The sequence below is a fragment of the Kerstersia gyiorum genome (genome assembly GCF_004216755.1).
GTDB classification, from domain to species: domain Bacteria; phylum Pseudomonadota; class Gammaproteobacteria; order Burkholderiales; family Burkholderiaceae_B; genus Kerstersia; species Kerstersia gyiorum.
In genome coordinates this window covers 1,086,260-1,108,664 of record NZ_SGWZ01000001.1, presented here as the reverse complement: position 1 = coordinate 1,108,664, position 22,405 = coordinate 1,086,260, and the positions used below count along the sequence as shown (strand labels likewise).

General features: G+C 62.3%; 22 protein-coding genes. 5 read left to right on the top strand and 17 right to left on the bottom strand.

Annotated features, from left to right (window positions below):
• Positions 1-18: 18 nt before the first annotated feature.
• Positions 19-1,047, top strand: coding sequence for an isopenicillin N synthase family dioxygenase (locus tag EV679_RS04920; protein ID WP_068366733.1), 1,029 nt, complete (start codon positions 19-21; stop codon positions 1,045-1,047).
• A 109-nt stretch (positions 1,048-1,156) separates the two neighbouring features.
• Here the strand turns inward: EV679_RS04920 and EV679_RS04915 are convergent, their stop codons facing one another.
• A complete protein-coding gene (locus EV679_RS04915) occupies positions 1,157-2,017 on the bottom strand; it encodes an RNA polymerase sigma factor (RefSeq protein ID WP_068366735.1) in 861 nt (286 codons plus the stop codon).
• Between the two features lie 53 nt (positions 2,018-2,070).
• On the opposite strand from EV679_RS04915, the gene EV679_RS04910 reads away from it, so the two are divergent.
• From EV679_RS04910 to EV679_RS04900, 3 genes are all read left to right on the top strand, one after another.
• Positions 2,071-2,685, top strand: coding sequence for an ATP-dependent Clp protease proteolytic subunit (locus EV679_RS04910; protein ID WP_068366737.1), 615 nt, complete (start codon positions 2,071-2,073; stop codon positions 2,683-2,685).
• A 174-nt stretch (positions 2,686-2,859) separates the two neighbouring features.
• Entirely contained in the window at positions 2,860-3,483 is a 624-nt protein-coding gene (locus tag EV679_RS04905; RefSeq protein WP_068366739.1) for a glutathione S-transferase family protein, read from the top strand.
• A gap of 94 nt (positions 3,484-3,577) precedes the next feature.
• Positions 3,578-5,671 carry a LamG-like jellyroll fold domain-containing protein gene (locus EV679_RS04900; protein WP_130486604.1) on the top strand — a complete coding sequence of 698 codons (2,094 nt, stop codon included), beginning with the start codon at positions 3,578-3,580 and terminating at the stop codon, positions 5,669-5,671.
• A gap of 203 nt (positions 5,672-5,874) precedes the next feature.
• Here EV679_RS04900 and EV679_RS04895 read toward each other — a convergent pair whose 3' ends face one another.
• On the bottom strand, positions 5,875-8,094 hold the full coding sequence (locus EV679_RS04895; protein WP_238591275.1) for a FepA family TonB-dependent siderophore receptor: 2,220 nt from the start codon (positions 8,092-8,094) through the stop codon (positions 5,875-5,877).
• Between EV679_RS04895 and EV679_RS17585 the strand changes: the two genes are divergently transcribed.
• The gene (locus tag EV679_RS17585) at positions 8,082-8,336 is read left to right on the top strand and encodes a hypothetical protein (RefSeq protein WP_165389915.1); all 255 of its coding nucleotides are present in this window, start codon (positions 8,082-8,084) and stop codon (positions 8,334-8,336) included. The genes EV679_RS04895 and EV679_RS17585 overlap by 13 nt on opposite strands.
• A 188-nt stretch (positions 8,337-8,524) precedes the next feature.
• Here the strand turns inward: EV679_RS17585 and recO are convergent, their stop codons facing one another.
• The 15 genes from recO to EV679_RS04820 all read right to left on the bottom strand — a co-directional run bounded on the left by recO (position 8,525) and on the right by EV679_RS04820 (position 22,405).
• Positions 8,525-9,136, bottom strand: a complete 612-nt coding sequence (gene recO, locus EV679_RS04890; RefSeq protein ID WP_068366757.1) for a DNA repair protein RecO — start codon at positions 9,134-9,136, stop codon at positions 8,525-8,527.
• Positions 9,129-10,019 (bottom strand): GTPase Era, encoded by an 891-nt coding sequence (era, locus tag EV679_RS04885; RefSeq protein WP_068367721.1) that lies wholly within the window; start codon positions 10,017-10,019, stop codon positions 9,129-9,131. Before era ends, recO begins: the two co-directional genes overlap by 8 nt.
• Positions 10,020-10,096: 77 nt before the next feature.
• A complete protein-coding gene (gene rnc, locus EV679_RS04880; protein ID WP_068366760.1) occupies positions 10,097-10,867 on the bottom strand; it encodes a ribonuclease III in 771 nt (256 codons plus the stop codon).
• 4 nt (positions 10,868-10,871) lie between these two features.
• Positions 10,872-11,756, bottom strand: coding sequence for a signal peptidase I (gene lepB / locus EV679_RS04875; RefSeq protein ID WP_068366761.1), 885 nt, complete (start codon positions 11,754-11,756; stop codon positions 10,872-10,874).
• A gap of 13 nt (positions 11,757-11,769) precedes the next feature.
• The gene (gene lepA / locus EV679_RS04870; RefSeq protein ID WP_127775034.1) at positions 11,770-13,563 is read right to left on the bottom strand and encodes a translation elongation factor 4; all 1,794 of its coding nucleotides are present in this window, start codon (positions 13,561-13,563) and stop codon (positions 11,770-11,772) included.
• A gap of 145 nt (positions 13,564-13,708) precedes the next feature.
• Positions 13,709-15,193, bottom strand: a complete 1,485-nt coding sequence (locus EV679_RS04865; RefSeq protein ID WP_240733255.1) for a DegQ family serine endoprotease — start codon at positions 15,191-15,193, stop codon at positions 13,709-13,711.
• Between the two features lie 67 nt (positions 15,194-15,260).
• Positions 15,261-16,322, bottom strand: a complete 1,062-nt coding sequence (locus EV679_RS04860; protein ID WP_130486602.1) for a MucB/RseB C-terminal domain-containing protein — start codon at positions 16,320-16,322, stop codon at positions 15,261-15,263.
• Between the two features lie 8 nt (positions 16,323-16,330).
• On the bottom strand, positions 16,331-16,825 hold the full coding sequence (locus EV679_RS04855) for a sigma-E factor negative regulatory protein (protein WP_068366765.1): 495 nt from the start codon (positions 16,823-16,825) through the stop codon (positions 16,331-16,333).
• A 9-nt stretch (positions 16,826-16,834) separates the two neighbouring features.
• Positions 16,835-17,434 carry an RNA polymerase sigma factor RpoE gene (gene rpoE / locus EV679_RS04850; protein ID WP_068366767.1) on the bottom strand — a complete coding sequence of 200 codons (600 nt, stop codon included), beginning with the start codon at positions 17,432-17,434 and terminating at the stop codon, positions 16,835-16,837.
• Entirely contained in the window at positions 17,431-17,889 is a 459-nt protein-coding gene (locus tag EV679_RS04845; protein WP_130486601.1) for a protein YgfX, read from the bottom strand. The genes rpoE and EV679_RS04845 overlap by 4 nt, the downstream gene beginning before the upstream one ends.
• Positions 17,890-17,893: 4 nt before the next feature.
• Positions 17,894-19,123: a beta-ketoacyl-ACP synthase II gene (fabF, locus tag EV679_RS04840; protein WP_068366770.1), complete on the bottom strand. Its 1,230-nt coding sequence runs from the start codon at positions 19,121-19,123 to the stop codon at positions 17,894-17,896.
• A 162-nt stretch (positions 19,124-19,285) separates the two neighbouring features.
• Entirely contained in the window at positions 19,286-19,525 is a 240-nt protein-coding gene (acpP, locus tag EV679_RS04835) for an acyl carrier protein (protein WP_068366772.1), read from the bottom strand.
• Between the two features lie 181 nt (positions 19,526-19,706).
• On the bottom strand, positions 19,707-20,441 hold the full coding sequence (gene fabG, locus EV679_RS04830) for a 3-oxoacyl-ACP reductase FabG (RefSeq protein ID WP_068366775.1): 735 nt from the start codon (positions 20,439-20,441) through the stop codon (positions 19,707-19,709).
• Between the two features lie 18 nt (positions 20,442-20,459).
• Positions 20,460-21,395: an ACP S-malonyltransferase gene (gene fabD / locus EV679_RS04825; protein ID WP_127775040.1), complete on the bottom strand. Its 936-nt coding sequence runs from the start codon at positions 21,393-21,395 to the stop codon at positions 20,460-20,462.
• 35 nt (positions 21,396-21,430) lie between these two features.
• On the bottom strand, positions 21,431-22,405 hold the full coding sequence (locus EV679_RS04820; protein ID WP_068366779.1) for a beta-ketoacyl-ACP synthase III: 975 nt from the start codon (positions 22,403-22,405) through the stop codon (positions 21,431-21,433).

Here is a 22,405-nt window from a genome sequence, read left to right as displayed (position 1 = left end):
ACCCGTCCGAGACCCGCCATGACGACCCCGAACGCCTCTCCCGCCTCCACCGGCCTGCCCATCATCGACGTCGCGGCGCTGCGCGCCCCGGACGATGCAGACGGCCGCACCCGCGTCGCCCAACAGATACGCGCAGCCTGCCGCGAGCATGGTTTTTTCTATGTCAACGGCCATGGCGTCAGCCCGGAACTGATCAGCCGCCTGGAACGCCTGAGCCATGATTTCTTCAATCTTGACGAAACCACCAAGCTGCAGTGGCGCATGGCGCTGGGCGGCCGCGCCTGGCGCGGCTACTTCCCGCTGGGCGGCGAACTGACCTCCGGACGCCCCGACTGGAAGGAAGGCCTGTACCTGGGCACCGAGCTTGCCGCCGACCATCCGCTGGTACAGGCCGGCACGCCCGTGCATGGCGCCAACCTGTTCCCGGACGTTCCCGGCCTGCGCGCAACCATCCTCGAATACATGGCCGCCACAACCCAGCTGGGCCATCAACTGATGGAAGGCATCGCACTCAGCCTGGACCTGCCGGCCAGCTACTTCCATGACCGCTACACGGCAGATCCGCTGATCCTGTTCCGCATTTTCAACTATCCATCGCAAGCCGTGCCCGAAGGGCTGGATGTGCAGTGGGGCGTGGGCGAACATACCGACTACGGTTTGCTGACCATCCTGCTGCAGGACCATATCGGCGGGCTGGAAGTACGCACGCCCGGAGGCTGGATAGACGCGCCGCCAGTGGCCGGCGCCTTCGTCTGCAATATCGGCGACATGCTGGACCGCATGACGGGCGGGCTCTACAAATCCACGCCGCACCGCGTCAAACGCAATACCTCGGGCCATGACCGCCTGTCCTTCCCGCTGTTTTTCGACCCGAATTTCTTCGCACGGGTGCAACGTATCGAAGGCCTGGCCGATGCCCCTGCCCAGGATGACAGCGCCGAGCGCTGGGACCGCGCCAATGTCCATGCCTTCAACGGCATCTATGGCGACTACCTGCTGGACAAGGTCTCCAAGGTTTTCCCCGAATTGCGCCGCGAAGTCCTCTGACACCCCTGCCGCCTTGAGGCGAAAAGGCCTTGCCGCCCCCAATTGCACCAGCGCCCGCCGGGGGCTGGCGAAGCAGGCCGGTGACGAGGCCGACTTCCAAGCCTTTGATTCACGCCATGCAGGCGATATCCTCGGCATCCCCGGCGTAGGCCAGAGCGGCAGGCTGCCACGCCCAGCCCGTCAGGCTGCCCGCCAGGAGCGCCAATAGCGTATCGACCCGATATGCCCTGGCCTGAACCATCCCCTGGCTCAGGCCGGCTGCGCAACTTGCAGCCAGCCCCAGCGCCTGGGCCGCACCTGCGCTGTCGACTCGCTGCGGCGCCGCCCCCAGCATCTGCGGCTGGGCCGTACGCAGGATGGCGATAAGATTGAAAGGATCACGCTGCGCCAGCGCCTGGCTGCAAAGCAGGAACAACTCGCTGTGTTCCTCTTCATCGGCCATTGCGACGGCTGCCGCCCCGCCGCTGGGTGCGCAGCGACCGCGCAGCCGCTGCAGCCAGCGATGCATCTGCTGGCGCGACGCCGCCTCGCTGCGGCCAGACAGGGCACCCAGTTCCGCATGCCCGAAGCCGAATACCTCATAGAGCAAAACTGCCGCCACGGCGCCAGCCGACAGGGTCTGTATCAACAAGGCCAGCGCCTGTTCGACCCGGCGGGCCTGATCCGCCTGCGCCGCCGGTTCCGGCGCTTCATCCATGGGAATCAGTGGGTCACGCGCCAGGATGGCCTGGTAGCGGCCCTGCCGGCGCCAGGCGTCGATGCACAGGCGCTGCAACACGGTCACCAGCCAGGCCTCACGCCCTGCCTCGGTTTCCGGCAGGCCTCCCTGCGCCGTGCGCAGATAGGCATCCTGCACCAGATCCTCGGCATCGGCGCCATGCCCGACCCAACGCCGGGCCAGCGCCAGCAGGCGCCGGCGCAACGCCGCGTCACTGGCCAGGGGATGAATGGAAGTCGGTGTCACGTTCATAGGCGCTCATTCGTCTAGCTAGGCAAACTTAACACGCAAAGGAGTTATTCCGCATGTACCCCCAACATACGTTTGCCAGTGAAACAGACACTCCCGCCCCGGCTCCCGGCAGCCAGAACAGCGCCTTCCTGGAAGAAAAGGCCTTCCGCGCCAGAACCGTACTGGTGTTCGGCACCATTACGGATATCGTCGCCGCCGAAACCGTGCGCCGGCTGCTGGCGCTGGACGCCGAATCCTCCGCTCCCATAGACATGATTGTGTCATCGCCCGGCGGCCACCTGGAATCCGGCGACGCCATCCATGACGTGGTGCGTTTCATCGACTCGCCGGTGAACATGATAGGCACGGGCTGGGTCGGCAGCGCCGCGACCCACCTGTACCTGAGCGCGCCGCTGGAGCGCCGCGTCTGCCTGCCCCAGACCCGTTTCCTGATACACCAGCCCAGCGGTGGCGCCGGCGGACGCGCCAGCGACATGGCATTGCAGGCCAGGGAAATCATCAAGGCGCGTGAACGTATCGCTGCCGTCATCGCGCGCCAGACCGGCCAGCCACTGGAGCGCGTGCGCGAGGATATCGAACGTGATCTCTGGATGCCCGCCACCGAGGCCATCAGCTACGGGCTGGTATCGCGCATTATCGAGCGGCGCCAGGAACTGACGCGGTTCTAGGCGCCCTCATCGCCTGCCGGCACTCCTGCCATCACTCCTGCCAGTACGGCCGCTGTGACGCCTGCCATGACGGCCGCAGCCACAACGGCCATGACAGCTGACGCGGGCACGCGGTAAGCTGTCATGACAAACCGTCCGCCATTCCCGCCCCACCCACCTTGCCGCCTTTCTGCCATGCTGACCATCCTCGGAAAACGTTCCTCCATCAATGTCCGCAAAGTCATGTGGGCCTGCGACGAGCTCGGGCTGGCCTGGCAGCAGGAAGACTGGGGCAGCGGGTTTCGCGATACCCATGCGCCGGAATTCCTGGCGCTCAACCCGAACGCCATGGTGCCTGTGCTGCGCGATGGCGACTTCGTGCTATGGGAATCAAACAGCATCCTGCGCTACCTCGCCAATCGCTATGATGGCAACGCTCTCTATCCGCAACCTGCCCACGCGCGGGCGCGCGTCGACCAATGGCTGGACTGGCAGGCATCCGATCTGAACCGGTCCTGGAGCTATGCCTTCATGGCGCTGGTGCGACTATCCCCCAACCACGCCGACCCCGCGCAGATCCAGGCTTCGCTGGATGCCTGGCATGGTTTCATGCGCATTCTCGACGCCCGCCTGGAAAAAACCCGGGCCTTTGTCGCCGGCGCCGATTTCAGCCTGGCGGATATCGCCATCGGCCTGTCCGTCAACCGCTGGTTCGCCACGCCTTGCGCCCACCCTGAACTGCCCGCCGTACAAGACTATTTCACACGCCTGGGCACCCGTCCGGGCTTTCGCAAGCACGGATGCAACGGCGTGGCCTGACGCCCGTGCTGTACAAAGCACCGTAGTCACCGTGCTGACATGAGAAAAAAGTACAAACAGGTCTTTCTTCACTGGTTGGACCTTTTACTGCATCATGTCTTCTTCCCCTTCCGATCGTTCCGTTCCCGTCCTGGCCCCGGCCGACTCTTCACGCCGGCGCCTGCTGCGCGGCAGCCTGGCTGCCAGCCTGCTGCCGCTGGGCGGCTCGGTCTTGCTGACGGCCTGTGGCAGCAGCAGCGACGATGATTCCGGCAACGTCGCCCCGACGCCGGAGGGCGCTTCGCGATTCGCGCTGGCCGTCCTGCCCGACACCCAGTTCTATTCGCGCTACGCCACGCCTGACGAAAACAGCCAGTACAGCCGCAAATTCGGCAGCGAGCCCTTCATGGCCCAGACCTACTGGATTGCCGAACACGCGCGCGAGCTGGGCATCTCATTCGTGGCCCACCTGGGCGATGTCGTGGATCAGGTCCGCAAGCCCGACCAGTGGAAAGTGGCGGATCAGGCCATGCGCGTGCTGGAAACCGGCAAAGTGCCTTACTCCATCCTGGCCGGCAACCATGACGTCCTGAGTGACCGTGGCTATGTGGATGCCAGCAGCCAGGCAAGCGGCACCGATGCCCAGCGCGACCTGGCCGAGGAACCCTACCTGCAATGGTTCGGCCCGACACGCGCCAAATGGCAGTCGACCTTCGGCGCCCGCGACAGCAGCGGCTTCCACGAATATCACATCTTCGAAGCCGAAGGGCAGCAGTTCATGGTGTTGTCGCTATCGTGGCGAATTTCCGATGCCGGTATCGAATGGGCTCGCCAGGTCATTGCCAAACATCCCACGGTACCCGTCATTCTGGTCAACCACCAGTTGCTCAATATCGACCGCGACGGCGTCAGCCCGCTGGAAACGTCCTATGGCCTGATGCTCTGGGAAAAGCTGATCCGCGACAACGACCAGATTTTCCTGACGCTCAACGGCCACCACCATGGTGCGGCCCACCTGACCAAGGTGAACGACTTCGGCCATAACGTCGAACTGATGGTCGTGGATTACCAGATGGCCTACCAGGGCGGCAATGGCCTGATGCGCCTGTATGAATTCGACCTCACCCACAACCTGATAGACATCCTGTCGTTCTCGCCCTGGGTCGTGCAAAAACCAGCCGATACGCTGACCCGCTTCGACCAGGCCGTACTGACCGGCAACAACGAACGCCTGACCATCCAGATGAACTTCGCGGAGCGCTTCTCCGGCTTCAACAAGTCGTTCATCGCCGGCCCCGGCAAGCGCGCCGCCATCGTGGCCCAGACCAGCGCCCTGATCCTGGATGGCTACACCGAACCGGAAGTGGTTGAACCCCGTGCGCCTGCGGACAGCGACGATTACGCGCACGTGGCCTCGACGGTCGCCCACTGGCGCTTCTTCGGCGGCAGCGCAGGCACGCCGGTACCGGCCAATCATGTCATTGCCGACGAAACCGGCGCCAACCCGCTCCACCGTGCCGCCCTGAATGCCGAACGCGGCGTGACCTCGGCTCGGCTGGAAGACATGGTGTGGTCCGACGATCGCCACCACCTGTCGGCAGCCCCGGGTTCCGTGCGTTTCCTCAATACCAGCAAGCGCGATGGCCGCCTGAGCTACTTCCTGACCGATACCAGCGCGGCGCTCAACGCCATGGAATTCGCCGATAGCGGCTACACCATCGAAGCCTTCGTGAAGCTCGACAAGGACTGGAACTCCAGCCTGCATGCCTGGATGAACATCATGACGCGCGATGGCATGCGCGGCTCGGTGCCCGGCTTCTCCGGTGGCGATCCGGAATCGCCACCGCTGCTGTTCGCCGTGTCCAGCCTGAGGGAAATCCAATGGGAAGTGGTCACGGCCCAATCGGGCAGCCGTTCGCCCCAGGCCAGCTGGTCGGGTGAAATCATGGCCGACACCTGGGTGCACATTGCCATCGTCGCTGACCCGACCACCAAGGAAAGCACCATGTATATCGAAGGTGCCCCAGTGCTGCGCAATTCCGGCAACGCCAGCGGCCTGGCCTCGGCCGGCGCCACCCTGCCCTGGGTCATAGGCGCAGGCAGCTGGGAAGGCGAACGGACCGACGGCTTCTTCGGCCAGCTGGGCGAAGTCCGCGTCGCCGCTGCCCCCCTGGCGCCGGAGCAATGGTTGACGGCACGCCGCAGCTGAACCTGAATGCGCTGCGCCTGGATGCTTTTCAGGTGCAGCGCCAGCATTCCAGCACATGCTGGAACACTTGTGTGCCTCGCAACAGCTGATGCTGAAAAAAATGCCGCATGATGCCGGAATCGGCTGTCATGCGGCATTTTCCAATTATCCGCCTGGTCGTGCCGTTGCCAGCGCAACGACAGAACCAGAAGGACAGGCAGCGATCAGAAACGAGCCGTCAGATTCAGGAAGTAGGAACGACCGTGTTCGTTATAGGTGCGGGCCCCTGCACCTTCGATCAACGTATTGCCAGTACCGTAATTCAGACCCTGGCGATACAGCTTCTTGTTGAACAGGTTATTGATCCCCAGACGCACACTGAAATTCTTGCTGATTTCATAGCCGCCATTGACACCGACCAGCGCATAGGGATTCAGGCCAGGACCGATAGCGACATCGGTACCGCGCCGGACATCAAAGGTCGCCGGCTCCTGCTTGCCATACCAGGTCAAGTTCGCTTGCAGCGACAAACGCTCATTCACGGCCCAATCCAGCCAGGAATTTACGGTGTACTTGGGAATAATACTCAGGGGCTGGTTGTAGGTCTTGTCCTTGGACGAAATCATGTAGGTGAAGTTCGTATTCCAAGAAACTGCTTCCGTAAACGGAATGAAGACATTGCCTTCCAGCCCGGAAACTTCAGCCTTGGGCGTGTTCACCCATTGCAGCAGATAAGGATTCTGGGTACCCAACTCGACTTGTCCGATGGGATCAACACCTGCAACGATCTTATTCTTGTAATCGTTGCGGAAATAGGCCAGGCTGGCATTGAAAATGCCATCATCATAGGCAAAACCGATTTCCTTGTTAATGCTGGTTTCGCTCTTCAAGTCCGCATTGCCCTGCAGGTAGCATCCGCCCTGCGAGCTCATATTCCCACGGCAACCATTGCCCCGGCTGTAAAGCAGGTAATTGGGATTCGCTTGATACAGATTAGGCGTCTTGTAGGCCCGGGCAATCCCACCACGAACCGTCCAGACATCATTGATCGCATAGGAAGCCGTCAGGCCAGGACTCACATTGTTGCCAAACTCCTGGTGATGATTGAAACGCACCGTGGGCGTCAGTGTGAATGCCTCTGTAACCCGAATATTGTCTTCGGCCCAGATGGCAAAGCTGTTGTAGGCCACCTTGGAGTCTCCATCGCGCCCAGGCACACCAACGGGTTCGAAGTCACGCGACCCCAGCGCCAGGGCCCTCAGACTGCCAGGATCATCCAGCGACTCGCGCTTGAATTCTCCGCCTAGTGTCAACATCTGCTCGATCCCACCGATATCCAGCGGCAAGCTGACATCCCCATCCAGCCGCCACTCCTTGAAGCGGCTGTCATAGCGACCTTGCGGCGATTGGCCTTCACCCAGGAAGGCCCCTTCCGGCCCTCCGAACAGCCCTTCAGCATCGCGCGAATTGCGGGTATAGCCATAACTCAGACCAATATTGGATACCCCCCAATCCCAGGTGCCCTTGTGCGTCAGGCCCAGATCCGTCCGATAAACAATGGTGGTTTCACTCCCCCAGAGTTCATTGACAGGGGTAAAGGTTCCGCCCGAGCCAGTTTCGTAACCATTGAGATTCTGCGTATCGCCGGAGTACAGATCACTCTTGCGACTGAAGCCAAGGTCCAGTTCCAGCGATTGGCGGCTATCAATATCCAGTACCAGTTCGCCATTAACAAACTTATCCCGCTTCCCAGTCTTGCCTGCCGCACCGGTAATGCCGTTTGCCGTATAGGCGCCATGTCCTTCGTTGATATTCAGATCGTCAGGACTCGTCTTGGCATAGCCACCATAGAGGCGAAATCCCAGCTTGTCGGCAGCCGGACCAGACAGCAAGAAATTCACACGCCGGCTATTACCTTCGTCGGAATCCTGGTGCCAGTCGTTATACGTCGTCACCGAACCGTGGAACTCGTCCGTCGGCTTCTTGGTAATGATATTGACCACGCCGCCCATGGCGCCAGACCCATAGCGTGCCGCTGCCGGGCCGCGCAGGATTTCCACGCGCTCGATGGCTTCCGGCGGAACCCAGCCGGTATCGCCATCCGTGTCACGCTCGCCCGTCCAGCCCTGGCGCGAGGCATTGCGCGAATTGGCCGGACGGCCGTCGATCAGCACCATGGTGTTGTCCGGACCCATGCCGCGGATGTCGAGCTGACGGCGGTTGCCGCGCATGCCGGAAGCGGCGCTGCCGGTCAGGTTCACCCCTGGCTCACGGCGCAGGATCTCCGCCAGGTCGGATGCCGGCGGCCGCTTTTCCAGTTCCGCGGCCGTGATCACCGATACGCCCAGCGCTTCTTTCTGCTCTTCTGCCGCAGTTCCTATCACTGTAACGGCTTCCAGTTCCCGCGAGGGTTGAACCGGAGTGGTCTGCTGTGCTTGCGACACAGGCAACACAGACAGCAGGCATAGCGCGGCAGCTATCCGGCTGGGCCGGAATTTGGCGTGATGAAGCATGGGAAGAAGTCTCGCTCAAGGAATATTCTGGCATCATTCAAACCCAAGCTCATGGGAATCATGCCAAGATAAAAGAAAAAACATTAAGAACCATTCTCTTTCGATTCTTACATGAAAGCCTTGGTCAAACAAGAAACCATAAGAAGTCTGTAGTTTCTATTCCACAGATATAGATCCAGCACAAAGACCTGCCGCCTATCTGCCCATCTGCTCCCGCGCCAGCGTTGCGCGCAGGCGTACGCCTGCCCATCAGCACAGGCAAGTCAACTTAATTGGGGAAAATGACAGCAAGGAAAAACGCGGCCCAGACTAGCGCCACGTGGCATCTGACCACAGCACTGGCTCGGCCTGCGGCCCTGGTTCAGCCGCCCGGCTGGTTCTGCGCCAGCCAGCGCTGCAGGTCTACCAGCACCCGGCGTGTCGCGAGTTGGCGGCCTGCCAGGTGTTCTGCCAGGCGTTCACGCAAGCGGGCTCGCAGGCCCGGCTCATTGTCCAGCGCGGAAAAATCGGGCTCGGCTTCATCCAGGCCGTAACCGGTTTCACGTAGCAAAATCCATTCGAAGTGGCGCAAGGCCGCTACGGCCGGGCCGCCGCTGGCCAGCTGCCGCAACGCGGCTTCATAGGCATCGAAGACTTCCGGGTAGGCATCTTCACGCGGCAGGAGCCGCAACAGCAGCTCGTTCATGTACCAGGCCGACATCAGCGCGGCGCCAGACAATGGCATGAGCCCGGCAATGTCGGCGCGCACCAGCGTCTTGACCTCTCCTGCCCCGCTCCAGGAAAGCAGCAGCGGTTGGAAAGTATGCAACACCGGGCGCAAGGTGGAATACGGGCGCTTGGCGCCCTTGGCAACCAGCGCCACGCAACCGTGATCGCGGCTGAATGCCTGGACGATCAGCGAGGTTTCCCGCCATGCTGTCGCATGCAGCAGGTAGGCAATGACATCATTGACGCGCCGTGCGCGTTTATTCATATCCCAGATCGCGCAGCGCGCTTTCACGCTCGGACCAGCCCTTGCGCACCTTGATATAGATTTCAAGGAACACCGGCTGCTCCAGCAGCTTGGAAATATCCTGGCGTGCTTCGGTGGCGATGCGCTTCATGTGCTGGCCGCCCGCACCCAGCAGGATGGGACGATGGCTTTCACGCTCGACCACCACACACGCCGCAATGCGCACGCCGCCGTTTTCGTTTTCTTCCCACTGCTCGATCACGACGGTGCAGCCGTAGGGCAGCTCGTCGCCTACCAGGCGGAAAATCTTTTCGCGGATCAGTTCGGCGGCAATGAAACGCATCGGCCGGTCTGTCAGCGTATCCGGCTCGAACATGGCTTCGCCTTGTGGCAGGCCAGCAGCGATTTCCGTCAGCAAGACGTCCAGCTGCTTGTCCTTGGCCGCGCTGACCGGCACCACGGCATCATAGGGATACTGCGCGGTGAGCTTGGCCACGAAGGGGAACAGCTCATTGCGCTGCTTCAGCAAGTCAACCTTGTTGACCGCCAGGATGACGCGCTTGCCCTTGGGCAGCAGCGGCAGCAGCTTGGCGTCGCCTTCGGACCATTTGCCCGCCTCGACCACATGCACCACCACATCGACATCGGCCAGTGCCTGAGTCACGACACGGTTCATCATGCGGTTCATGGCGCCGCCATGGCGGGTCTGGAAACCGGGGGTATCGACGAAAACGAATTGGGCATCGTCGCGCGTCAGCACCCCTTGGATGCGATGGCGCGTCGTTTGCGCCTTGCGCGACACGATGGAAAGCTTGGCGCCTATCAGCGCGTTCGACAGGGTTGATTTCCCGACATTGGGACGCCCCACCAGCGCGACGAAGCCACAGCGGTAATCGGTGTCCACGCTATCCTCTGCCGGCAGCGCCTGCGCCGGGTCTGCCGCACCGTCCGGTACGCCTGAATCTTTGTTGTGCTCGCTGTTCATGTGCCCTTGCGCTTCATGCGCTCCTGTTCAACCGCGACGGTCAGCGCCGACTGCGAGGATTTCTTGGCGGCCTTGCCGCGCAGCGGTGCCGGACAGGCGCGCTGCGCCTGGACCAGCGCTTCGGCTGCCGCCAGCTGTTCGGCTGCCCGGCGACTGCCGCCTGCCGCCGTCACCTGGATATTCAATGGCGCGATCGAGCACTGCAGTTCAAACTGCTGGTCATGCGCCGCGCCGTGGATGGCCAGCACCGTATAGACCGGCAACGGCAGCTTGCGCCCTTGCAGGAATTCCTGCAGCAGCGTCTTGGCATCCTTGCCCAGCGTGTGCGGATCGACGCTTTCCAGCACCGGTTCGTACAGGCGCCGGATGACCCGGCGGGCTTCATCGAAGCCCGAATCCAGGAACACGGCACCGAAAATGGCTTCAAGCGCATCTGCCAGAATCGAAGGACGGCGATAGCCGCCGCTCTTCAGTTCGCCTTCGCCCAGGCGCAGGAATTCCGACAGCGCCAGGGTCTGGGCGATATCCGCCAGCGCCGACTGCTTGACAAGATTGGCACGGATGCGCGACAGGTCGCCTTCATCCAGCCGTTCATAACGCTGATACAGCAAGTCCGCCACCACAAAGTTCAGCACGGAATCACCAAGAAATTCCAGGCGCTCGTTGTGCTTGCCACTATGGCTGCGGTGCGTCACGGCCTGATCCAGCAGGGCCGGGTCCGTAAACTTATGGTCTATGCGCTGTTCCAGCAAACGCAAAGGGGTCATTGTCTTATTTAAATCCGCCGATACGGCTGGGCTCGCGGAAATTCATCCAGATGAAGAATGCGCGGCCAACCAGGTTTTCATCGGGCACGAACCCCCAATAGCGGCTGTCCAGGCTATTGTCGCGGTTATCGCCCAACACAAAATAATTCCCTTCCGGCACGATGCAACGCACGCCTTCGCGGCCATAGCGGCACTGGTCGAAATGCGGGAAACGCCAGATCGGGCTCAGATTCGGCATGGCATTCTCATTGAGCAGGATGTCATGCTTGCGCTCGCCCAGCGTTTCGAGATAACGGGCCCCATAAGCCATGCGCTCAGGATCGTAATAATCGCCATCGCGCACATGGGGCACGACCTTGCCGTTGATCAGCAAGGTCTGGTTGATATAGGCAACTTCATCGCCAGGCAGGCCGACGATGCGCTTGATGTAATCGGTCTGCGGCTCCACCGGATAGCGGAATACCACGACGTCACCGCGTTGCGGGTCACCCAGCGGGATGACCTTCTTGTCCAGTACCGGCAGACGTATGCCGTAGCTGAACTTGTTCACAAGGATCAGGTCGCCGGATTGCAGGGTCGGCAGCATCGAGCCCGACGGAATGCGGAACGGCTCGACAATGAACGAACGCAAGACGAAGACAAACAGGATGACCGGGAAAAAGCTGACCGCATATTCCACCCACCAGGGGGCACGGTTCATCTTGTTGCGCAGCGCGCGCGAACGCTCCTCGGCGGAATCGGCATCCAGCACGCCTTCCTTGAGCTGACGCTGGATCTCCGCTTCGGCACGCGCTGCCCTGGCTTTCCTCAACCACACCCGGTCGATGATCTTGACGGCCCCCGTCAATACCAGCAGCAGAAACAATATCAGGGCGAAATTCCAGCTCATCCGCGTTCCAACCTTATTTATCCTCAACCTGCAGAATGGCCAGGAACGCCTCCTGCGGGATTTCCACCGTGCCGACCTGCTTCATGCGCTTCTTGCCCGCCTTCTGTTTCTCGAGCAGCTTCTTCTTGCGCGTGATGTCTCCACCATAGCACTTCGCCAGCACGTTCTTGCGCAGCGCCTTGACGTTCTCGCGCGCAATGATTTCCGCGCCGATCGCCGCCTGAATGGCCACATCATACATTTGGCGCGGGATCAGTTCGCGCATCTTGGAAACCACCTCGCGCGCCCGGAAACGCGCATTGCTGCGGTGAACGATCATGGACAAGGCATCTACCCTGTCGCTGTTGATCAGCAGGTCGACCTTGACCACGTCCGCCGAGCGATATTCCACGAACTCGTAATCCATCGACGCGTAACCGCGCGAGACCGACTTCAGGCGGTCGAAGAAGTCCAGCACGATTTCCGCCAGCGGGATTTCGTAGACCAGGTGCACCTGCTTGCCGTGGTAGCTCATGTTGACCTGGGCGCCGCGCTTCTGGTTGCACAACGTCATGACCGGCCCCACGTACTCCTGCGGCATGAACAGCGTCACTTTCACGATAGGCTCGCGAATATCTTCGATCTTGCCCACTTCCGGCATGCGCGATGGGCTTTCGACCATCAGCATCTCGCCATCGCGCTGCATCACCTCGTACACCACCGACGGCGCGGTGGTGATGATATCCATGTCGAACTCGCGCTCCAGGCGCTCCTGCACGATTTCCATGTGCAGCAGGCCAAGGAAGCCGCAACGGAAACCGAAGCCCAACGCCTGGGAAACTTCCGGCTCGAACATCAGCGCAGCGTCGTTGAGCTTGAGTTTCTCCAGCGCATCGCGCAGCTGGTCATATTCGCTGGATTCGACCGGATACAGGCCGGAGAACACCTGCGGCTGGACTTCCTTGAAACCCGGCAGCGCACTGGCAGCAGGCTTGCCCGCCAGCGTCACGGTATCCCCTACCTTGGCGTGTTCCAGCTCCTTGATGCCGGCAATAATGAAACCAACCTCGCCTGCCGACAGGCTCTCGCGCTTGACCGACTTGGGCGTAAACACCCCGACCTGTTCACACAGGTGGGTATAACCTGTTGCCATCAACAGAATTTTGTCCTTGGTACGCAGGACACCGTTGACAATACGTACCAACATCACAACCCCGACGTAATTGTCGAACCAGGAGTCGATGATCAATGCCTGCAAAGGCTCGTCCACGCTGCCTCGCGGCGGCGGCACCTTGGCCACCACCATCTCCAGGATGTCGTCTATGCCCATGCCGCTCTTGGCGCTGGCCAGCACTGCCTGAGAGGCGTCGATGCCGATGACATCCTCGATTTCCGAGCGGGCGCTTTCCGGATCTGCCTGCGGCAAGTCCATTTTATTGAGCACCGGCAGCACTTCCACGCCCAGCTCGATGGCGGTGTAGCAGTTGGCGACCGTCTGCGCTTCCACCCCTTGCGATGCATCAACCACCAGCAGCGCGCCCTCGCAGGCGGACAGCGAGCGGCTGACCTCGTAGGAGAAGTCAACGTGCCCCGGGGTGTCGATCAGGTTGAGCTGGTAGACCTGGCCGTCGCCAGCCTTGTAGGTCAGCGCGGCTGTCTGCGCCTTGATGGTGATGCCGCGCTCGCGCTCAAGATCCATGGAATCGAGCACCTGCGATGACATCTCCCGGTCCTGCAGACCGCCGCAGCGCTGGATCAGGCGATCCGCCAGCGTGGATTTACCGTGGTCGATGTGGGCAATGATGGAGAAATTGCGGATATGCTGCATAAACCGTCATGAAAAAGGCGGGAACAGGCCGGCAGATGCCCAAGGGGCGGACATTCGCCGCCCGGCCGGGAATTAGCCGTGATAGCAAAAAGGGGCGCGACGCGCCCCTTTTTGCGGCAACCAGCCATTTTAGCGGGTTTTGCTCTTACTTCGCGGGCAGTTCCAGCGTCACCCACAGGCTGATGTCATCACGGCGCACCAACAGGGCCACGCGGCTGCCCGGTTTAAGCTCCGAAACCAGCTTGTTGAACTGATCTGGCGCGCTGATATCCTGGGTGTTGAGCGTCAGCAACACATCGCCTTCACGGATGCCCGCGGCTGCCGCCACACCTTCGGCACGGCGCACCACAACCCCGCCGGCCACCTTGAGCGCGGCACGTGCCTCGGCATCCAGCGGCGCCACGGCCAGGCCCAGCGCATTGGCGTTGGCGCTGGCAGGCGCCTGGGCCACGGCCGCACCCTCTTCTGTCGGGATTTCGCCGATGCGCACGTTGAGCGTCATCTTCTTGCCCTTGCGCCACACTTCCAGCGGCGCCTTGGTATCAGGCTTGGTATCACCGACCAGGCGCGGCAGGTCGGACCAGCGCTTGATTTCATGGTCATTGAAACGGACGATCACATCACCAGGCTGTACACCAGCGGCTTCCGCGGGCCCCTTTTCCTCAACCATGCTGACCAGGGCACCCTGGGCATTGGGCAGGCCAATGGCATCGGCCACGTCCTTGCTGACTTCGGAAATCTGGACGCCGATACGGCCCCGCACCACCCGGCCATTGGACTTGAGCTGGTCGGCAACGCGCATGGCCTCGTCAATGGGAATGGCCAGAGAGATGCCGATGAAACCGCCGCTACGCGTGACGATCTGTGAATTGATGCCCACGGCCTCGCCATCCAGGTTAATCAGCGGACCGCCGGAGTTACCGGGATTGACGGCCACATCAGTCTGGATGAACGGCAGGTAATCCCCGGTTTCCCGGCCGATGGCGCTCACGATACCGGATGTGACGGTCGACTCCAGGCCAAAGGGTGAGCCGATGGCCAGCACCCATTGGCCTTTGCGCAGCTTGTTGGAATCACCAATGGCCAGGGGCTGCAGGTCTTTCTGGTCGTCGACCTTGATCACGGCCACGTCAGTGCGCGCATCGGCCCCGATCAGGCGCGCCTTGACCTCGCGTCCGTCGGTGAAGGTCACGAAAATATCGGTCGCGCCTTCCACCACGTGATTGTTGGTGAGGATATAGCCATCGTCGGACACGATGAACCCGGAACCGATGCCGCGCGGCACGGTACGGGGCTCGGCCGGCGCGGCGCCAGCACCAGGACCAGGGCGACGGCCGGCACCGGGCGGCACCATGTCCGGCCCGAAGAACCAGCGGAACATTTCATAGGGGTCTTCGCCGCCGAAACCGGGCATGCCGCCGCGCGCCTGCACGGTGGCAGTGGTGCGGATGTTGACGACCGAGCCTTCGGTCTTTTCCACGATGGGGGTGAAATCCGGCAGGCCATCCAGTGTGCGCGTCTGCGCCACCGCCTGCTGTGCGCCCAGCGACATACACGCCGCCAGGGCCACGGTCACCGCCTTGAAAGCGGCAGAACGGAATAGTCCGGTCATGAAAGAATCACTACGCATAATAGCCTTCTGCTCCATGCTCATTCCTGTGCAATGAGAAACCCAGTTTTTATCTGGGCAAGGTCTTTTACTGCGGCGCGCCCGGCACGTACTCCACTGCGTCGACCACGTGCGCCAGCGCATCAGCAGGCACTTCACCCACTGCCGTCAGCCAGTAATCGGCTATGCGCACGCCATGGATATGCGTTGCGCCCCGCTGCGCCTGCTCTCGGACCGGACGTCCGGTCCGTTGCGAGGACTGCAGTGGCTCGATGAACACCGAGAAAGCCGCCAACCCATCTGACAGCACCAACTGGCTAACAGTTTCACGGTGGTTTAAATTTCTTTGCACTTGCATCACCGGAACAAAGCCCGGCGGCGGCGTGATACGCCAACCCTGGCTCGCCAGATCGGCAGGCGCCATGTGGCTTTCCTGAACTTCCCAGTCAGGCTCGGCAGAACCGCCACGCAGGCGGGCGGGATCGACGTCGGCGCCGGTATCCAGCGCCGCAAAGGCATATTGCTCCAGCACCTGGCCATCCTGGCCGATGATCTGCGCCTTGAGCAGCAGGCCGGTCGCCTGGTCTATGCAGACCCGATGGGCGTAGCGGTAGTTGTCCTTGGGTTCGATGTACGCCACCTGGCACGGCCTGCCGGCAATGCGGGCCAGCCCAGTGTCATCGACACGCACGACGTAATGCTGCAGCAGCTTGGCCGCCTCACCTTGCAACAAGGACGGAAAGCGCCCGGATTTCCCGGTTTCCTGCTTGACCAGCTTGCGCTGCGGCAGAATGTAGCTGACTTCGTCGTTGTGGCGCAGGTATTCCCTGGGTTCGCCATCCAGCGCGTACATGCGCTCGCGCTCACCAGTGCCATCCATGATGTGCGCAAGCAGGGACGACTGCAGCGCCTGGCCCTGCTGGTAGACCACAATGCCACTGTAGTCGGCATCCCTGGCCGCCGCCTGCACATGTTCCAGCAGCGCCTTGGCTTCGTCATCGCTGAGGGTCAGCGGCAACGCAGGCGCTGCCTGCACCGCGCCGGCCAGGGTCAGGGCGCCCATCAGGCCCAATGCACCCAGGGCCGCCAGGCCGCGCCGCCACGACGGCGGCAAGCCTGTTTGTCCTCCGGTGGTAGACAGTCCGAACATGGGCCGCCTCACAGACCGCCGTCGAACGACACCTGGCGGATACCGGAACCCGGGTTTGCCAGTTCACGATGCGCATCGACGTACTCGAGCAGCGCAGGCGCTTCCGTGTTGCGGCCGTCAGCCAGCACCGGCGCGGGAGACGTGCCGGTGGAAAAATAAGGTTGCGCCACCCAGGCCACCGATGCCACCGCCGCCGCCACGGCCAGCCCGGACAGACCGAAACGCCAGGCGCGACCACCCCGGCGCGGCGCCATCAGTGTGGGCTCCGCTTCGAGTGCGCCGGCCAGACGCACGCGCCACTTCTCCGAAACCTGAATAGACAGGCCCGGGCTGCGCAGCACATCGCCAATCAGATGATAGGTATCCCAATCCTGACGCCCCTTGGGGGTGTCCAGATCCAGCGGCCAGGCATCCGCGCCTTCGCCGTCCATGAAGGCGGACAATGCCTGTTCGCGTGACAGGACATCCGCCTCGGCCTCTTGCCTTCGCGTACTTGACTGCATGATAGCTCCTTACCAGCGTCGTTCCTGGTCCGTATCCAGCAACGGACGCAAGCGGGCGGCGATCGCCTCCCGCGCGCGGAAAATCCGCGACCTTACCGTCCCAATGGGGCAATTCATGGTCTGAGCAATTTCATCGTAGCTCATCCCTTCTATTTCCCTCAGCACGATAGCCGTACGCAGCTCTTCCGGCAGTTCCTCGATCACTGCATTGACCGTCGCGGCAATTTCGCGGCTGGCCAGCACCGATTCTGGTGTGCTGATATCGCTTAGGTTGTCGGTTTCGCTAAAAGTTTCACCGTCCTCGTTTTCCACCATGCCGCTGCCGCTGGGACGCCGACCGGAAGCCGACAGCCAATTGCGCGCGGTATTGATGGCAATACGATACAGCCAGGTATAGAAAGCGCTTTCGCCACGGAACTGGCCCAAGGCGCGGTAGGCCTTGATGAAAGTTTCCTGCGCGACGTCTTCCAGGTCTGCCGGGTCGCGGATCATGCGCGACAGCAAACGCATGATCTTGCGCTGGTACTTGCGCACCAACAGATCAAACGCAGTCTTGTCGCCTTGCTGCACCCTTGCGACCAGGGCGCTATCGACCTCTTTTTCACTCATGCAGTCCCTCCCTGACGCGGCTCGCCCGCATTGGACCGCTGGCGCACCGCCAGCAGATTCAGGCGCCGCCAGCCTGCCGGCTCGACGGCATCGCGCCAGATCGTTATGTTCCGCACGCCTTGCGGCACTTCCAGCCGCAGCGCCAGGCAGGCAGGCGAGGCCTGAGCCGACCAGTACCGAGCCGGTTGCCAACCCGAGGCAGTGGCCAGGCTGACGCGGCCCTGGGCATCGACGCGCAGCATGCCCTGGCGCGCTACCAGATGGTACTCGCGCCAGGCCATCAAAAGCATGGCGGACAGGCCAGCCAGCAAAGCCAGCCGGATGTCCGCCATCCACCAGGACAGAAATAGCGCCAGGCATGCGCCTGCCGCCAGGCTCATGGCCAGAACCAGCACCCGGCGGCGCCTGGAGCCACCGGGCACGACCAGCAGCACGCCCTGTCCGGCGGAATCCACGGTATCAGACCTTGCGGACAACCATAGAGCCGTTGGTGCCACCGAAACCGAAGGAGTTCGACAGGGCCACGTCGATCTTGAGGTCACGCGCCTGGTTGGCGCAGTAATCCAGATCGCATTCGGGATCCTGGTTGAACAGGTTGATGGTCGGAGGCGAAACCTGGTTGTAGACGGCCAGGGTCGTGAACACGGCTTCAATGCCACCTGCCGCTCCCAGCAAGTGGCCGGTCATGGATTTGGTGGAATTGATGACGAGCTTGTGCGCATGATCGCCAAAGGCCAGTTTCAGCGCTTCGGTTTCGTTCTTGTCGCCCAGCGGCGTCGAAGTACCATGCGCATTCACGTAGCTCACGTCTTCGGCGTTGATGCCGCCGTTGCGCAACGCGTTCTGCACGCCACGGGCCGGCCCCTCGCGGTTCGGGGCAGTGATGTGATGCGCGTCGGAACTCATGCCATAGCCAGCGAATTCGCCGTAGATACGGGCACCGCGCTTGCGCGCATGTTCGTATTCTTCCAGCACCAGCACGCCTGCACCTTCGCCCAGAACGAAACCGTCGCGGTCGCGGTCCCAGGGACGCGATGCCGTTGCCGGATCATCATTGCGCAGCGACAGGGCACGCATGGCGGCAAAGCCACCGATGCCCAGCGGCGACACGGTGGATTCCGCACCCCCAGCCAGCATCACGTCGGCATCGCCGTATTCGATCAGGCGGGCAGCATCGCCGATGCTGTGCAGGCCGGTCGTACACGCCGAAACCACGGCATAGCTCGGCCCACGCATGCCGAAACGGATGGACAGCTGGCCGGAAATGAGGTTGATCAGCGAAGCCGGCACGAAGAACGGGGAGATACGGCGCGCGCCGCGCTCCAGATACTCCGTCTGGGTTTCTTCGATACGGGGCAGGCCGCCAATACCCGAACCGACGATGACGCCGACACGGTCTGCATTGGCTTCGGTAATTTCCAGCCCGCTATCTTGCCACGCCTGCACCCCTGCAGCCACGCCGTAATGGATGAAGGTATCCATCTGGCGCGCTTCCTTGGAGGGAATGTATTGCGTGACATCAAAATCTTTTACTTCGCCGGCGATCTGGGCCGTCAGACCAGACGGATCGAAGCGGGTAATGCGCCCGATCCCGGACCGTCCGTTGACGATGTTGTCCCATGCCGTAGCGATGTCGTTGCCGACGGGGCTGACGATACCCAGGCCTGTAATCACGACACGTCGCTTCACGGGTGACTCCTAAAACAGACAAAGAAAAGGCGGCCTGCAGACCACGACAAATGCCGTATCAGCCAGGATGACCGGTCGATCGGAATACGTCGCTAGTCTTCAGTAACCGCCTGACGGACGGGCGCGCCAGGCGCGCCCGTTACCTAGAACAGACAACAAGAATTACGACTTCAGGTTAGCGCTGACGTAGTCGATGGCTTGCTGAACGTTGGTGATCTTCTCCGCCTCTTCGTCGGGGATCTCGGTTTCGAATTCGTCTTCCAGCGCCATGACCAATTCGACCATGTCGAGCGAATCGGCACCGAGGTCGTCAAGGAAGGAAGATTCGTTCTTGACCTCGGCTTCGTTGACGCCAAGTTGTTCAGCGACGATCTTCTTGACGCGCTGTTCGATGCTTTCCATGCAGATCTCCAAATGGGGAAAAATCCCGCGAATTATAGCCAAGCGTGAAAATTTTCAAACACCGGCCGTGACAAAAAAAACATGTACACGCGCAATTGCCCGCTGCGCGGCGTACGCCTCTGAAAAGCACCAGCCTTCCGCGGCCCTGTTTCAGGGCCGCCAGGCGGCTGGCACAGCGGCATTACTGCATATACATGCCACCGTTCACGTGCAGCGTGCTGCCCGTAATGTAACCTGCCTGCGGTCCGGCCAGGAAGGCCACCGCATGAGCGATATCCGCCGGATCGCCGAGGCGGCCCAGGGGAATCTGTGACAACAGCGCGCTGGTCTGATTTTCGCCCAGCGCACGCGTCATGTCAGTTTCGATGAAACCCGGCGCAACGCAGTTTACCGTGATTCCACGGCTGCCCAGCTCGCGGGCCAGCGCCCGGGCCATGCCGGCAACACCAGCCTTGGCGGCGGCATAGTTGGCCTGACCGGCATTGCCGCTGGCGCCAACGACCGACGTGATGTTGATGATACGGCCCCAGCGGGCCTTCATCATGGGGCGCATGACAGCGCGCGACATGCGGAACACAGCGGTGAGATTGGTTGCCAGCACGGCATCCCAATCTTCGTCCTTCATGCGCATGGCCAGCATGTCGCGGGTAATGCCCGCGTTGTTGATCAGGATGTGCGGGCCGCCCTGGGCCGCCAGTTCGTCGACCAGCGCCGTGCAGGCGGCGGGGTCATTGACATTGAGCACCACGCCGCGGCCGCCCTGGGCGGCCAGCGCTGCGCTGATGTCCTGCGCGCCCGATTCGGAAGTCGCCGTACCAATGACCGTCGCCCCGCGTGCCGCCAGCTCCAGCGCCACGGCGCGGCCGATACCACGGGAAGCCCCCGTCACCAGTGCAATCTTGTCCTGCAGTTCCATAAATTCGTTCCTTGATCCTCAGGCGCCTGCCAGCGCGGCCAGGGCCGCTTCCAGCGAGGCAGGGTCAGCTACCGACAGGGCAGTGATTTCCGGTTCGATGCGGCGCACCAGGCCGGTCAGTACCTTGCCCGGCCCGAATTCGACGATATGGGTCACGCCCTGGGCGCGGAAGGCCTGGATCGTTTCCACCCAGCGCACCGGATGCCAGGCCTGGCGTACCAGCGCGTCGCGGATGGCGTCCGGGGACGTTTCCACGGCCACATCGACGTTATTGATGACAGGCACTTCGGGTGCATTGACCGCTACGCCCGCCAGCGCCTGCGCCAGCACGTCGGCGGCCGGGCGCAACAAGCTGGAATGGAACGGTGCAGAGACCGGCAATGGCAGCGCACGCTTGGCGCCAGCTGCCTTGGCACCCGCGCAGGCACGCTCGACCGCGCCTTTGTGGCCAGCGATCACGACTTGCGCAGGCGCATTGAAATTCACGGCTTCGACCACTTCGCCCTGGGCTGCGTCACGGCAGACGGCACGCACGGTATCGTCGTCCAGGCCGAGGATGGCGGCCATGCCGCCCTCGCCCACCGGCACGGCCTGCTGCATGGCATTGGCGCGCACACGCACCAGCGGCACGGCATCGGCCAGCGACAGAGCGCCCGCCGCGACCAGCGCAGAATACTCGCCCAGGCTATGGCCTGCCATCACGGCGCCCTGCGCGCCACCCGCCGCGCGCCAGGCGCGGCAGGCTGCAACAGCAGCCACCAGCATGGCGGGCTGGGTATTGGTCGTCAGGTTGAGTTGCTCCGCAGGCCCCTGGGCGATCAGCGCGGCCAGGTCTTCACCCAACGCGGCATTGGCTTCGGCGAGCACGGCAGCCACATCGGCCTGCCCGGCCCAGGCATCGAGCATGCCTACTGATTGCGAGCCCTGGCCCGGAAAGACGAACGCGAGTTTCATCAATGCGTCTCCTGTTTGATGATGTCTGGGGGCAATTACATGCGCACCAGCACCGAGCCCCAGGTGAAACCGCCACCCACGCCTTGCAGCAGCACATGCTGGCCAGGCTGGATGCGGCCATCGCGGCGCGCGGTATCCAGGGCCAGCGGCACGCTGGCGGCAGAGGTATTGGCGTGCTTGTCCAGCGTCACGACCACCCGTTCCAGCGGCACGCCCAGTTTGCGCGCCAGCATGGTCAGGATGCGGACATTGGCCTGGTGCGGCACCATCCAGTCGATATCGGCAAGGCTGATGCCAGCCTGCTCGCAGACGATACGTGCGGAACGGTCCAGCAGCGTGACGGCCTGCTTGAATACCGCCTGCCCGTCCATGCGCAGGAAGGGATCGCCAAAGACTTCACCATAGGCGACGTTACCCGCCGCGCACAGAATCTTGCTCTGCGAACCATCGGCCTGCAGGTGGGCGGCCAGCACGCCAGGCTGTTCGGCCGCACGCAGCACGACAGCACCGGCGCCGTCGCCAAACAGCACGCAAGTGCCACGATCGCTCCAGTCAAGGATGCTGGAAAACACCTCAGCACCGATGACCAGCGCGCAACGCGCACGGCCCGCGCGGATGAAGGCATCCGCCGTGCTCAGTGCGTACACGAAACCACTGCAGACCGCCTGCACATCAAAGGCGGCGGCGTTGGCCGCACCGATATTGGCCTGAACCAGGCAAGCGGTGCTGGGAAAAACGAAATCCGGGGTGGAGGTCGCCAGAATGATGAGATCGACCTCTTCCGCCTTGGCGCCGGCATTCTCCAGCGCAGCAAATGCCGCGCGCGTCGCCAGCTCGCTGGTGCGCACGCCGCGTTCGGCCAGGTGACGCTGGCGTATGCCTGTACGCGTCACAATCCACTCATCGGAGGTTTCCACGCCGCGTGCAGCCAGGTCGGCGGCCAGCTCATCGTTGGAAACACTGCGCGGCGGCAGGAAACTGCCCGTCCCGGCGATCACGGCATATTGCAT